Here is a 12,995-nt window from a genome sequence, read left to right as displayed (position 1 = left end):
CTGACACCCTACGGAGCACCGATGACCCAGGGAGCACGCCCGCCGCGCCGCGCCACCACCATCGCGGAGGTGGCCAACGCGGCGGGCGTCTCCCGTCAGACGGTCTCCAACACCCTCAACGCCCCCCACCGCGTCCACCCCGACACCCTGGCCCGGGTCACCGCGGCCATCGAGGAGCTCGGCTACCGGCCCGACCAGTCGGCCCGCTCGCTGCGCACCGGCGAGCGGCGCACGATCGGCTACCTCGCCCCGGTGGACGACCCGTTCGACCCGAACCCGCTGATGGCGGGCTTCCTGGAGGCCCTGGTGGACGCGGCCGGCGCGGAGGGGCACCGCGTCCTGCTGGTCCGCCCGGCGCCGGGCGAGGCGGCGGCCCGGGCGGCGATCGACGAGCTCGTGGCGGCCCGTCAGGTGGACGGCCTGGTCTTCGCGGACGTGCTGCACGACGACGCCCGGGTGGCCCGGGCGGCCCGGGCCGGCGTCCCGTTCGCCGCCTTCGGCCGCACCACGGCCGACCTCCCGCAGCACTGGGTGGACATCGACAACGGCGCGGCGATGGCCGACGTGGTCCGGCACCTGGCGGCGCGCGGTCACCGCAGGGTCGGCTTCGCGGCCTCGGCCGCGGACCTGCCATGGATGGCGGCGCGGCGCGAGGGCTTCCACGCCGAGGCCCGCCGGCTGGGCCTGGACGTGGTGCAGCCCCCGCCGGGCGTGCCCGGGGCGCCCGGGGTGGCCGGCGCGCCGGGGGTGGCCGCACTCCGCGCCCTGCTACGAGGCCCGGACCGGCCGACGGCGGTGGCGGCCGAGAGCGACCTGTCGGCCCTGGACGTCTACGAGGCGATCCGCGCCGAGGGCCTGGCCGTCGGGAGCGGCGTCGCCGTGACCGGCTTCCACGACACCCCGCTCTGCCGGCACCTGCACCCCGCGCTGACCTCCGTGCGGCTGCCCCTGCGGGCCATCGCCTCCGCCCTGGTACGGCTGCTGCTCGCCCAGGTCCGCGGCCAGACGGTGCCCGCCGCCGGCCAGGTGCTGGCCACCGAGCTCGTCGTCCGGACCAGCTCGGAGTAGTCGGGAGCAGCTCGGCCGGCTGGGACCGGCCCGGCACGGAGCAGCCCGGCACGGCTCGGCCCTGGCACGGACCGGCCCGGCAGCCCGTCGGCCACCGTTCGTACCCTCGGGCCCGCGTGTCGTCCATGCGGACCTTCCTGTGGGCTTCCGGCTTCTCTGTTGAGTAATGTTCGATAATGTTTGCTCCCGGTTTACTCCCGTCGCCGTGCAAGGAAGACGAAGAACACATGGCCGAGACCGCCGCCGCACCGACCGTCAGGACCGTGACCAGGCTGGCCGACGGGCGCGAGCTGATCTACTACGACCGTGGTCCGGCGCCCCGCCGGGACACCGCCGACCGCCGTCCGCTGGACCGGCCCTCCGGTGGCTCCGAGATCCGCCTGGACGCGGCCACCGGCGCCTGGGTCACCATCGCGGCGCACCGCCAGGCCCGGATCTACCACCCGCCGGCCGACGAGTGCCCGCTCTGCCCCTCCCGGGGCGGCCGGCTGAGCGAGATCCCGGCCGAGGAGTACCAGGTCGCCGTCTTCGAGAACCGCTTCCCCTCCCTGGCCGGCCTGCCCGACCCCGACCTTCCGGCCGGCGAGGACCCGCTGCGCACGTCGCGGCCGGCGGCCGGCCGGTGCGAGGTGGTCTGCTTCACCGCCGACCACGACGCCTCCTTCGCCGACCTGGACGAGGAGCGTGCGCGGCTGGTGCTGGACGCCTGGACCGACCGCACCGCCGAGCTCGCCGCCCTGCCCGGCGTCCGGCAGGTCTACTGCTTCGAGAACCGCGGCGCCGAGATCGGCGTCACCCTCGCCCACCCGCACGGCCAGATCTACGCGCTGCCCTTCACCACCCCGCGCACCAGCCGCATGGCCGAGCAGGCCGCCCGCCACCGCGCCGCCACCGGCCGCAATCTCTTCGAGGACCTGGTGGCCGCCGAACGCGCCGACCCCGCACGGGTGGTGGCGTCCGGGGAGCACTGGGCGGCGTTCGTGCCGTTCGCCGCCCGCTGGCCCTACGAGGTCCACCTCTACCCGCACCGCCGGGTGCCCGACCTCACCCGCCTCACCGAGGACGAACGCGCCGAACTCCCCGGCCTGTACCTCGACCTGCTCCGCCGCTTCGACCGCCTCTTCGGCACGCCGCAGACCCCCGTCCGGGCGCCCTACATCTCCGCCTGGCACCAGGCGCCCGCCGTCGGCGGAGGCGAACTCGCGCTCCACCTCGAACTGTTCACCGTCCGCCGCACCGCCGAGAAACTCAAGTACCTGGCCGGCACCGAAGCCGGCATGGAGGCCTACATGAACGACGTCGCCCCCGAGGACGCCGCCCGCCGCCTGCGCGAGGTCGCCCGATGAGTGCCACCGCCTTCCAGCAGCTCTACGGCCACGCCCCCGACGGCACCTGGGCCGCTCCCGGCCGGGTCAACCTGATCGGCGAACACACCGACTACAACGACGGGTTCGTGCTCCCGATCGGACTCCCGCAGACCGTCCGCGCGCAGGCCCGCCGCCGTGACGACGGCCTGCTGCGCCTGCACTCCACCCGCAGCGGCGGCCCGCCCGTCGAGCTGGTCGTCGACGATCTCGCCCCCGGCGCCGTGGACGGCTGGGCCGCCTACCCCGCCGCCGTGGTCTGGGCGCTGCGCGCGGCCGGCCACCCGGTCGGCGGCGCCGACCTGCTGTTCGCCAGCGACGTCCCGGCCGGTGCGGGCCTCTCCTCCTCGGCCGCCCTGGAGTGCGCCGTCGCCGTCGCCTACCGCGACCTCCACCAACTCGACCTGGACCGGAAGCAGTTGGCGCTGATCGCCCAGCGGGCCGAGAACGGGTTCGTCGGCGTCCCGTGCGGGGTGATGGACCAGATGGCGTCGATGTGCTGCCGCGCCGGTGCCGCCCTCCACCTCGACACCCGCGATCTCAGCGCCCGGCAGGTCCCGTTCGACCTGGCCGCCGCCGGACTGACCCTGCTGGTCATCGACACCCGGGTCAGGCACGACCTCGGCGACGGCGCCTACGCCGCGTTGCGGGCCGGCTGCGAACGGGCCGCCGCCCTGCTCGGGCTGCCCGCGCTGCGCGATCTCCCGGCCGCCGACCTCGACCGTGCTATCGCCCGACTGCCGGACGAGCTCGGGCCTTTGGTGCGACACGTGGTGACCGAGAACGACCGGGTCCGGCAGGCGGTGGCGCTGCTCGACGCCGCCGACCCGGCCGGCCTCGGCCCCGTCCTCACCGCCGGCCACACCTCCCTGCGCGAGGACTTCCGGGTCTCCTGCGCCGAGACGGACCTCGCGGTCGAGGCGGCCGTCGCCGCCGGGGCGCTCGGTGCCCGGATGACCGGCGGGGGGTTCGGCGGCTCCGTCATCGCCCTGGTGCCCGACCGCGCCGCCGCGGCCGTCGCCACCCGGGTCACCGCCGCCTTCCGGGCCGCCGGCCACACCCAGCCGCGGATCTTTCCCACCCTCCCCGCCGAGGGAGCCCGCCACCTGGCCTGACCGCCCCGCGGTCTGCCGGAGCCGGGCCGGAGAGCCCCGAGCGCCATGAAACGGCCCGGGCGCGGTGCCGGACCAAGTCCGCCACCGCGCCTTCGGGCCGTGGTGAAGGTCAGCAGGTGAGAACGGGGTTCGCCCAGTCGGCGTGGTCGCTGTTGGTGCCGTCGCCGCCGTCGGTGACCACGAGGTGCAGCTCGTCGGCGCCCGTGAGGTCGGCGGTGAGGTGCTTGGCCGCGGACGCCGCGAGCATCAGGCCGCTGTCGGCGACCTTGGCGGCGTCCTTGTAGATCTCGAAGGTGACGCTGCCGCGGCCGTTCGCCTCGGCGTCCACGCCCACGTCGGTGGTGAGGGAGGTGCAGGAGCCGCCGAGGTAGTAGACCACCTCGCTGAGCGCGTTGACGCCCAGGCCCTTGGCGTACGTGGTGCCCGCGATGGTGATGGTCTGTCCGTCCCGGGCCTGGTTGTCGCCGTTGCTCATGTCCCTCTCGACCGGGCCCCAGCTGTTGCCGGCCGAGGACCAGGGGAGGCTGGAGAGCTGGTGGGTGCCGGCGGCCGGGCCGCTGCCGCAGGCGATGTGCGCGCCCGCCCAGTCGGCGTGGTCGTAGCTGGTGCCGTCGCCGGCGTCGGTGACCACCAGGCGGACGGTGGTGGCGCCGGTCAGGTCGGCGGTGAGGTGCTTGGGCTTGTCCTTGCCGGTGACGGTGCCGCTGTCGGCGACCTTGGCCCCGTCCTTGAAGACCTGGAACACCACCGAGCCGTTGCCGTAGGTCTCGTCGTCGAGCCCCACGTCGGTGACCAGGTTCCGGCAGGCGCCGCCGAGGTGGAAGCTGACGTCACTGGGGGCGTGCACGCCCAGGCCCTTGGCGTAGGTGGTGCCGCGGATGCTGAGGGTGTGCCCGTCACCCGGCTGGTGATCACCGTTGCTGCGGTCCCGCTCGACCGGGCCCCAGTGGTTGGCGGCCGCGCCGAACGGGAGGTCGCTGAGCTGGGTCACCCCGGTCGGCGGGGGGACGGGCGAGCCCGGGGTGACCCGGAACATCGCCGTGCCGTGCCCCGGGACGGTGGCGCTGACGGTCCCGTTGCCGGTGGTGGTCTTCTTCGACCACAGGTCCTTGACCTTGTAGGAGTCCGCCCCGCCGATGCCGAGGGTCTGCGCGGTGGCCGTGATGGTGGCGTCGTAGGAGCCCTCGTTGGTCAGGGTGACCGCCCGGCCGCCGTCCGCCAGCGGCTTGGACATCACCACGAGGCCCTGTTCGCTGGAGACCACGGAGCCCTGCCGGCCCAGCGGGTCCTGGTCCACCGCGATCACGTCGGTGTTGGTCAGGATCTCGAAGGTCTCCGGTTCGGCGCTGCGCAGGTCGGTGCCGATCATCAGGGGTGCGGCCATCTCGGCCCAGAGGCTGAAGTGGGTCCGGTACTCGGTCGCGGTCATCCCGCCGTTGCCGACCTCCAGCATGTCGGGGTCGTTGAAGGCCCCGGCCTTGGCGTAGCCGGCCAGGCCCTGGTTGGCCTGGGCGATGGAGATCATGCTCTGCCAGGTGTCGCTGATGTCGCCGGTGGTGCGCCAGGAGTTGCCGACCGACGGTGCCCAGTTCCACGGGCCGGTGCTGCCCCACTCGCAGATGCTGTAGAGGATCGGGCGTCCGGTCGCCTTCAGCGCGTCGCCCATCGCCTTGTAGCGCGTCTGGGCGTCGATGCCCAGGTTGTGGCAGTTGTCGTACTTCAGGTAGTCCACGCCCCAGGAGGCCCAGAGCCTGGCGTCCTGCCGCTCGTGGTTGAGGCCGCCGGGGAAGCCCTTGACGTCACAGGTGTGGTCGCCCGCGCTGGAGTAGATGCCGAACTTGAGGCCCTTGGCGTGGACGTAGTCGGCGAGCGCCTTGATGCCGTTCGGGAAGCGGACCGGGTCGGGGACGAGGTCGCCCGCGGCGTTGCGCTGCGGCAGCGCCCAGCAGTCGTCCAGGTTGACGTACTGGTAGCCGGCGGCCTTGAGGCCCTTGCTGACGAAGAGGTCGGCGATACCCTTGATCATCGCTTCGTTGAACTGGGCACCACACTGGGTGGAGTTCCAGTTGTTGAAGCCCATCTGCGGCGTGAGGGCGAGCCCGTTGTCCGCTGCCAGCGCCGGTGGCGCGGTGGCGAGTTGGAGTCCGACGGCGAGGGCGCCGCCACCGGTGAGCAGGGTCAGGGCCGTCAGTGCCGACGCGATGCGGCGGGACGGCGCGGAACGGCGGGACTGCGAGGTGCTGGGGGAGCGCAAAGGTCCTCCAGAGAAGGTGTGTTGGGTGGGACCCCCGGCCCCGGCGAGGAGCCGGAGCCGGGGGAGCAGGGGGTGGGGAGCGTCAGGAGAGCAGGCTCCAGGACTGCCCCGCCGCCGATCCGTCGGACGGGCTGAGGACCACCGGGGAGGTCGCGGCGGCCTGCGGGGCGGCCAGGACCAGACCGGTCGCGACGTTGGTGATGGTCAGCGCTCCGGTGGCGGTGTTCTGGACGACGCGCCACTTCTGGGCGGGGTTGCCGGGGTCGTAGGCGTTCTGGACCCGGGCGGGCTGGCCGGGCGTGCCCGGTCCGGTGAGCGTGCCGTGGATCTGCGTGCCCGTGTAGCAGTTGTCGGTGATGCGCACCGTGCCGTCCGCGTTCGCGGCGAAGTTCCACTGCTCCGACGTGTGGGAGCTCCACCAGGTGTTGATGTCGACGGGGGAGCCGTCGGGGGCGCTGCACGTGCCCTGGACCTCCAGCGCCTGGCCGCCGGTGCCGCCGGCGCTGATGCCGTGGTACCGGCCGTCGCCGATCACCGTCGCCGGGACGGTGCCCGGCAGCGCCTTGAGGCGGTACAGGGTGACGCCGTGCGGCTCCACCTGGGCGCTGAGGCTGCCGGTCACGTTGCCGGTGGCGCCGGTCCAGAGGTCCTTGGCCGAGTAGCCGGGCCCGGTCAGACCGAGGTCGGCCAGGCTGGTGGAGACGGTCCGGTAGCCGGTCGGGTCCTGGTTGATCAGCAGGACTGCGGTGTCACCGTCGGCGAGTCGGCGCTTGAGGACGACCGGTGCCGTGCTGCTGTTGGGCGGGGCGCCGACCAGGGTGGCGGGCTTGGCCAGCCGGTCCTGGTCGATCGCGATGACGTCGGTGTTCTTGTAGACGGCCAGCTGGTCGGCGGTGATGCCGGTGGACCAGGTGAGGCCGTCCCGGGTGTGCTGGGAGTTGGCGGCGGTGCGCAGGTCCGCGCCGGAGATGAGCGGGGAGGCCATCATGGCGAGGATCGACATCTCGCTGCGCGACTCGGTCAGGGACATGGGCTTGTGGCAGGGACAGGTGTCGGTGACGCCGTAGACGCCGTAGGGGTTCTGCCAGCCCGCGAACATCATGTCCATGTCATTCCAGCTGCCCGGCCGGGCGTTGCCGGGGTACTTCAGGGCCGTCTGCAACTGCCCGTTGTAGAGCACGCCCTCCAGGTCCGGGCCGCGGTCGCCGCCGATCCGGCAGAGGTTGGCCACCTGCCCGCACCACACGCCGGTCGGGGCGTAGCCCGGTGCCTCGTTCGCGGGAGTGCCGGCCGCGACGACCACCGGGTCGGTGCGGGCGGGGTCGTCGGAGGCCAGGAGGTAGGGCACGCCGGTGTGCACCGGCTGCGCGGAGACGCTCAGCGCCACCCGCGGGCGCCCCTGCGACTGGGAGGCGGAGTCGAGCGCCCGCTGGAAGTCGCGCACCCGGGCGTAGATGGACCGGGTCAGCTCCCTCCCCTCGCCCTGCGTCCAGTAGTTGTGGCCGTCGGGGCCGATGATCTGGGGGCCGTACGGGCAGTCGTCGTACTTGACGAAGTCCACGCCCCAGGCGACGAAGTCGGCGGCGTCGGTGGACTCGTGGCCCAGGCTGCCGGGGCGGCCCTGGCAGGTGGTGTAGGTGTCCGTGGCGTAGAGGCCGAACTTCATGCCCTTGCTGTGGGCGTACCAGGACAGGTACTGGATCCCGTTCAGGGACTGCCCGTTGACGGTGTGCGCGGGGAAGCGCGCCGGGTCGGGGACGAGGTGGCCGGAGGTCAGGTCGAACCCGGAGCCGTCGGTGCCGCTGGTGGGGTTGCGGTTGGCGTCGTAGAGCTGCATCGCGCCGTAGGAGTTCTTGACCAGGTCGGTGGTCTGGCCGTCGCGGTGGCCGAGCGACCAGCCGTCGTCGATGGTGACGGTGTCGTAGCCGGCCTGGACCAGCCCGTTGGCGGACATGAAGTCGATGGTCTGGACGACCTGTTCCTGGGTCACTCCGGTGCCGAGGGTGTTCCAGGAGTTCCAGCCCATCGGCGGGGTGAGGGCGAGTCCGTTGTCCAGGGCGGCCGCGGGGGCGGCCGCACCGAGGACGACGGTGCCGAGCCCGGTGGCCGCGAGCGACAGCGCGACCAGGACACGGGGCAGTGAGCGGGGCAGGGGTATCCGCATGGGCGCTCCAGAGTGCGCAGGTGGGGGGTGGGGGATCGGCAGTCCACTGCCGTTGATTTCTGTTTGAAGTCCCAACAGAAAGCAACGCAGCATAGACACACGGACACGCCGGGCTCAAGTGCCTTGCACGGAGCCGCCGGTGACGGCCGCTCGACCCGAGTGGCACGGAGGGTTCCGCCATGTGCCGTGGCATGTCACAGGTTGATCTCGGCGTGACAACCTGCTTGACGCCAGCTCGGTGCGTCATGTGATATTTCACATCGCGTTGAAATTCGTTCAGTTCTGATCGCTTATTGAACAGGTGCGCGATCCCGGGCCTGTTCGGCGCACCCTCGATCCCCACCCGTGCCGGTACCGGTCCCGCACCGGCACAAAGGAGCGTTTCCCCCATGATCCGAAGCACCACCGGCCGTGCAGCCACCACCGCCGGCCTCCTGCTCGCCCTCGGCCTGACCACGACCGCCTGTTCCACCGGTCAGGAGTCCGTGAAGTCGGGCGACGCCTCCGTGGCCACGGTGAGCGGGAAGATCTCGATCACCTACCTGCAGAAGCAGGGCGACCAGGAGTACTTCGTCGGGGAGGCGGCCGGAGCGAAGGCGAAGGCCGCGGAGCTCGGCGTCGACCTGAAGGTGGTAAACCTGGGCAGCGACGCCAACAAGACGGTCAGCGAGGTGCAGTCCGCGATCGCGCAGAAGACCAACGGGGTGATCATCGTCGTCCCGGATCCGGCGGTGGGGCCGCAGGTCGTGCAGACCACCCGGGACGCCAAGGTCGCGCTCCTCGCCTCCGACGACCAGGTCTGCGCCACCGGCCCGGACCCCGCCGCCTGCGCCAAGAGCGACCTGGTCGCCCGGATCGGCTTCTCCGGCCAGCAGATGGGCACCGAGGTCGGCAAGCGCGCCGCCCAGGAGTACAAGAAGGCCGGCTGGAACCCCGCCGACACCCGGATCATCTCCGCCTGGAAGCAGGACGTCACCGTCTGCGGCGACCGCGTCAAGGCCGCCAAGGAGGCGTTCAGTGCCGACGCCGCCCAGGTGCAGACCATCGACGTCGCCACCGACAACACCCCCACCGGTGCGCAGGACAGGGTCGCCGCGACCGTCACCGCCAACGCCGGCGTCAAGCACTGGATCGTCTGGGGCTGCAACGACGAGAACGTCCAGGGCGGCGTCACCGCCCTGCGCAACGCCGGCGTGAGCGCCGAGAACGTGGCCGGTGTCGGCCTCGGCGCCTACCTCGCCTGCAAGGACTGGAGCGGCACCCAGCCCTCCGGCATGAAGGCCGCGCTGTTCATCAACGGCCGGGACGTCGGCGCGCTCGCCGTCCAGACCATGTACGACAAGCTCAAGAACGGCAAGGACATGCCCGCCGAGGCATTCGCCAAGACCACCATGGTCGACGCCGCGACCTGGAAGAGCGCCGGGGTCACCTGCAGCTGACCGACCGTCACCGGCGGCCGCCCGGCCCGTACGGGCCGGGCGCGCACCCGGTGCTGCGGCCCGGCGGAACGTCGTCGGGGGCGCGCTGCCGGCGGCCGCCGTGGTCGTCCGGCAGCGCGCAACGGCGACCGCGCCGCGAGCCCGCCCGGGTAGGGCCGCACCGGGCGGCGGTGGCCGCCGAGGCGTCGCGCTCAGGTCGCGGGCACCTCGGCGACCACCAGCTCGCCGACCGCCTCCGCCAGGACGCCCCGGGCGTGCTCGCCCAACCCGGAGTCGGTGACGAACACGTCGATGTCCTCCAGCGCCGCGAACCCGCTGAGGCCGACGACGCCCCACTTGCTGTGGTCGGCCACCACCGCGACGCGCCGGGCGGAGGCGATCAGCGCCCGGTTGGTCTGCGACTCGGCGAGGTTCGGCGTCGTCAGACCGGCCTTCTCGGACACCCCGTGGGCACCCAGGATCAGCAGGTCGACGTGGAGAGCCCGGATCGACTGGTCCGCGAGCGGTCCGACCAGCGCCGCGGACGGCGTTGGGGAGCCCCCGGTCAGCAGCAGCGACGGCGCATCCGGATCGTGCTGCTCCCCGGCCGACCGGATCAGGTCGGCGACGGGCAGCGAGTTGGTGACGACGGTGAGCCGCGGCACCCGCAGCAGCCTCGCCGCGACCGCGAACGCCGTCGTCCCCGCCGAGATCGCGATCACGCTGCCCGGTTCGACCAGGGCCGCCGCCGAGTCCGCCACCGCCGCCTTCGCCGCGGACTCGAGGCCGGACTTCACCTCGAACCCGGGCTCGGCCATCGCCGTCTCCGACCCGAGCACGGCACCACCGTGCACCTTCTTCACCGTGCCCGAACGCTCGAGCGCGTCCAGGTCCCGGCGGACGGTCATGTCGGAGACGCCCAACTGCTCGACCAGATCGGCGACCCGCACCGCACCGCTGCGGCGCACGATCTCGGCGATCAGCGCCTGCCGCTGATGGGCCAGAAGTCCGGTATCCGCCACAGCCCCGCTCCCCTCACCACCACACCGAAAACACCAGAACCAAACAGCTACAGAGGATACGCAACCCGCGGGCGCAGCGGCCCGGCGCGTACCGGGGAGCGCCTTCGAGGCGGTGCCCACCGGGATCGTACGTCGTCAGCCGCCGGCGGAAGGCCCGCCGTCGAGCTGCTGCGCCAGGGCCGTCAGCGTCGCGCCGAGTGGCAGGGAGAGCGTCACCTCCGCGTACGCGTCCCCACGCGTCGCGCCCTGGTTGACGATCGCGACGGGCTTGCCGGTGGCGGCGGCGTGCCGCACGAAGCGCAGGCCCGACAGGACGGTGAGGGAGGAGCCGAGGACGAGCAGCGCGCGGGCGTCGTCGACCAGGTCGTAGCAGTGCCGGACCCGTGGCCCGGGCACGTTCTCGCCGAAGAAGACGACGTCGGGCTTGAGGATGCCGCCGCACGCCGTGCAGGGCGCGACGCGGAAGGACGCGGCCGCCGCGTCGGGCAGCTCCACGTCCCCGTCCGGGTTCACCCGGGCGTCCGCGCCGGCGGCAGCGCCGTTGAGGGCGTGCAGGCGACGGCCGAGCTCCTCGCGGGTGCTGCCGCGCCCGCAGCCGAGGCAGACGACCCGGTCGAGTCCGCCGTGCAGTTCGACGGCGTCGCCGGTGCCGGCCGCGCGGTGCAGCCCGTCGACGTTCTGGGTGATCACCGCCGACACCAGGCCGGCCCGGCGCAGCCGCTCGACCGCCCGGTGCCCGGCGTTCGGCCGCGCCTCGGCGATCGCCCGCCACCCGGCGTGGCTGCGGGCCCAGTACCGGCGCCGGCTCGCCTCGCTCCCCACGAACTCCTGGTACGTCATCGGCGTGTGCCGGCGAAGCAGGCCGGTGGCACCCCGGTAGTCGGGGATGCCCGACTCCGTCGACAGCCCCGCGCCGCTCAGGACGGCGACGCCCCGCCCCGCCAGCAGCCGCCGGACCTCGTCCAGCCCCTCGGCCTGCGGCACGCGCTCACGGGCGGCCGGCCCTTCGGGTCCTCGATGTACGGGCATGCAGCCAGCGTAGGACAGCCGCCGCCAGGGCGGGCCGGAGGGCCGCCGCTCGTCGCTCGGGGAAGGACGAGCGGCGGCCCCCGGGGTCAGCGCGCGGCGGCCCCCGGGGTCAGCGCGCGGCGGCCTCCGGGGTCAGCGCGCGGCGGCCTCCGGGGTCAGCGCGCGGCGGTGCCCAGCGCGGCGACCTCGGCGCGCAGGGCGGGCAGGCTCGCGTACATGGAGCCGCCGGGGCAGTCGGTGGCGAGCCAGTCGCGGTGGCCGCTGATCATCTCGACCGGCTTCGTCACACCGTTGACCGGGTTGACGAAGGTGACGTGGGCCTGCGGGTCGAGGTGGTGCGTGCCGGTGACGAGGGCGAGCAGGGCCGTCAGGGAGCGGCGGGCCTGCGGGGTGGGGTCCTGGGTGCTCAGGGTGCCGAGCAGGGCGATGCCGAGGTTGCCGGAGTTGAAGCCGGCGGTGTGGAAGGCGGTGACCACGTTGCCGGCGCCGTCCTCGGCCGGGGCACCGTCGTCGCCGGACCAGCGGCCCTCGTAGATCCGCCCGGCCTCGTCGATCAGGAAGTGGTAGCCGATGTCGCCCCAGTCGTTGGTGATGGCGTGGTACTCGTAGATCGCGCGCACGGTCGCCGCCGGGTCGGGGTCGGCGTTCGGGGTGTCGGTGTGGTGGACCGTCAGGGTCTGGAGCGGGTAGTACTTCGCGGGGGAGTTCTCCACGCCGTTCTTGAAGCGCTTGGACTCGTCGGCGCCCCAGGCCGCCCGGGAGAGGTACTCGGCACCGGCGAGGGTGACCGGCGTGGTGGGGGAGACGGCCAGGCGGCGGACCGGGCCGTGCACGGTGTCGATGGCGGCGGTGCGGACGTTGCCCGCGCCGTCGGGCAGACGCAGGTCGTAGCCGGGCGCGCCGCCGGCGGCGACCAGCGCGGTGGCGGTACCGATGCCTCCCGGACGGCCCGCGCCCTCGGGGCCGTCCGGCCCGCCCGCGCAGCCGGCGGGCAGCGGCTGCCAGGCGCCGGGTGCCGCGCCGTCCTGGTGGAGGCGGATCGCGGCGCCGCGCCGGGGGCCGTCCCAGCTGACGCCGACGTACCGGATCGGGAACCCGGCCCGCACGCTCGCGGCCTCGCTGCCCGCCGCGGACTGCGCCCGGGTGGCCGGGGCGCTGACGGTCCGCGCGCCCCGTCCGGCGGCGGGCGCGGCGGGCGCGGCCGGAGCGGTGGACGTGGCGGCCGCGGCAGCGGCGGCAGGAGCGACGGCGAGGGCGGCGGCAGTGGCGCCAATCGCCCCGACGACGGTGCGCCGGGTCACGGCGGGCTGCGGGTTCGGCATCAAGGGTCCTGTCCAGGGTGCGGGAACGGCTCGGAGGCGCGACGACCTGCTCCGACTCCACGCCCCCGGTGACTGACCATCAGTCAGCCGCGAATTTACCCGATTGATCGTTTCTGCTGGTCGTGTGCCACGAACGCTGAAGGAGGCGTCGATGTAGGAGCTTCTGGACGCGGTGCTGTGCGAGAGATGGAGGTAGGTCCTCCGGGGTCGCCCTGCAGGGGGAGGCTCCAAACCACCGT

General features: G+C 73.5%; 8 protein-coding genes and 2 pseudogenes. 4 read left to right on the top strand and 6 right to left on the bottom strand.

Annotated elements, in window-relative coordinates; all coding sequences use genetic code 11:
- Positions 1 to 21: 21 nt before the first annotated feature.
- The 3 genes from ACZ5WK_RS35595 to galK all read left to right on the top strand — a co-directional run bounded on the left by ACZ5WK_RS35595 (position 22) and on the right by galK (position 3,547).
- On the top strand, positions 22 to 1,068 hold the full coding sequence (locus tag ACZ5WK_RS35595; protein ID WP_465553915.1) for a LacI family DNA-binding transcriptional regulator: 1,047 nt from the start codon (positions 22 to 24) through the stop codon (positions 1,066 to 1,068).
- A gap of 227 nt (positions 1,069 to 1,295) precedes the next feature.
- Positions 1,296 to 2,414 (top strand): galactose-1-phosphate uridylyltransferase, encoded by a 1,119-nt coding sequence (gene galT / locus ACZ5WK_RS35590; RefSeq protein WP_465553913.1) that lies wholly within the window; start codon positions 1,296 to 1,298, stop codon positions 2,412 to 2,414.
- Positions 2,411 to 3,547 carry a galactokinase gene (gene galK, locus ACZ5WK_RS35585; RefSeq protein WP_465553911.1) on the top strand — a complete coding sequence of 379 codons (1,137 nt, stop codon included), beginning with the start codon at positions 2,411 to 2,413 and terminating at the stop codon, positions 3,545 to 3,547. Before galT ends, galK begins: the two co-directional genes overlap by 4 nt.
- Before the next feature lie 109 nt (positions 3,548 to 3,656).
- Here galK and ACZ5WK_RS35580 read toward each other — a convergent pair.
- The 3 genes and pseudogenes from ACZ5WK_RS35580 to ACZ5WK_RS35570 all read right to left on the bottom strand — a co-directional run.
- Positions 3,657 to 4,076 (bottom strand): annotated as a pseudogene (locus tag ACZ5WK_RS35580) (NPCBM/NEW2 domain-containing protein); the annotation flags it as partial.
- A gap of 33 nt (positions 4,077 to 4,109) precedes the next feature.
- A pseudogene (locus ACZ5WK_RS35575) lies at positions 4,110 to 5,750 on the bottom strand (NPCBM/NEW2 domain-containing protein); the annotation flags it as partial.
- A 133-nt stretch (positions 5,751 to 5,883) separates the two neighbouring features.
- Entirely contained in the window at positions 5,884 to 7,965 is a 2,082-nt protein-coding gene (locus tag ACZ5WK_RS35570; protein WP_465553909.1) for an alpha-galactosidase, read from the bottom strand.
- Between the two features lie 389 nt (positions 7,966 to 8,354).
- Here ACZ5WK_RS35570 and ACZ5WK_RS35565 point away from each other — a divergent pair, with 389 nt between their 5' ends.
- Positions 8,355 to 9,404 carry a substrate-binding domain-containing protein gene (locus ACZ5WK_RS35565; protein WP_465553907.1) on the top strand — a complete coding sequence of 350 codons (1,050 nt, stop codon included), beginning with the start codon at positions 8,355 to 8,357 and terminating at the stop codon, positions 9,402 to 9,404.
- Between the two features lie 191 nt (positions 9,405 to 9,595).
- Here the strand turns inward: ACZ5WK_RS35565 and ACZ5WK_RS35560 are convergent, their stop codons facing one another.
- The 3 genes from ACZ5WK_RS35560 to ACZ5WK_RS35550 form a co-directional block, all read right to left on the bottom strand.
- Positions 9,596 to 10,405: a DeoR/GlpR family DNA-binding transcription regulator gene (locus tag ACZ5WK_RS35560; protein ID WP_396324899.1), complete on the bottom strand. Its 810-nt coding sequence runs from the start codon at positions 10,403 to 10,405 to the stop codon at positions 9,596 to 9,598.
- A 135-nt stretch (positions 10,406 to 10,540) separates the two neighbouring features.
- Positions 10,541 to 11,434: an NAD-dependent protein deacetylase gene (locus ACZ5WK_RS35555; protein ID WP_465553905.1), complete on the bottom strand. Its 894-nt coding sequence runs from the start codon at positions 11,432 to 11,434 to the stop codon at positions 10,541 to 10,543.
- A gap of 155 nt (positions 11,435 to 11,589) precedes the next feature.
- Positions 11,590 to 12,756, bottom strand: coding sequence for an N-acetylmuramoyl-L-alanine amidase (locus tag ACZ5WK_RS35550; protein ID WP_465553903.1), 1,167 nt, complete (start codon positions 12,754 to 12,756; stop codon positions 11,590 to 11,592).
- Positions 12,757 to 12,995: the final 239 nt, after the last annotated feature.

It is taken from the genome of Kitasatospora sp. NPDC032757, from assembly GCF_055579305.1.
The sequence above is the reverse complement of the archived record's forward strand: the minus strand, read 5'-3'. Positions and strand labels throughout refer to the sequence as shown.

What these genes read in the sequence shown, in the direction of transcription:
- ACZ5WK_RS35555 (WP_465553905.1), bottom strand. Translation starts at nt 11,434, where the DNA reads ATGCCCGTACATCGAGGACCCGAAGGGCCGGCCGCCCGTGAGCGCGTG.
- ACZ5WK_RS35550 (WP_465553903.1), bottom strand. Translation starts at nt 12,756, where the DNA reads ATGCCGAACCCGCAGCCCGCCGTGACCCGGCGCACCGTCGTCGGGGCG.
- ACZ5WK_RS35565 (WP_465553907.1), top strand. Translation starts at nt 8,355, where the DNA reads ATGATCCGAAGCACCACCGGCCGTGCAGCCACCACCGCCGGCCTCCTG.
- galK (WP_465553911.1), top strand. Translation starts at nt 2,411, where the DNA reads ATGAGTGCCACCGCCTTCCAGCAGCTCTACGGCCACGCCCCCGACGGC.
- galT (WP_465553913.1), top strand. Translation starts at nt 1,296, where the DNA reads ATGGCCGAGACCGCCGCCGCACCGACCGTCAGGACCGTGACCAGGCTG.
- ACZ5WK_RS35570 (WP_465553909.1), bottom strand. Translation starts at nt 7,965, where the DNA reads ATGCGGATACCCCTGCCCCGCTCACTGCCCCGTGTCCTGGTCGCGCTG.
- ACZ5WK_RS35595 (WP_465553915.1), top strand. Translation starts at nt 22, where the DNA reads ATGACCCAGGGAGCACGCCCGCCGCGCCGCGCCACCACCATCGCGGAG.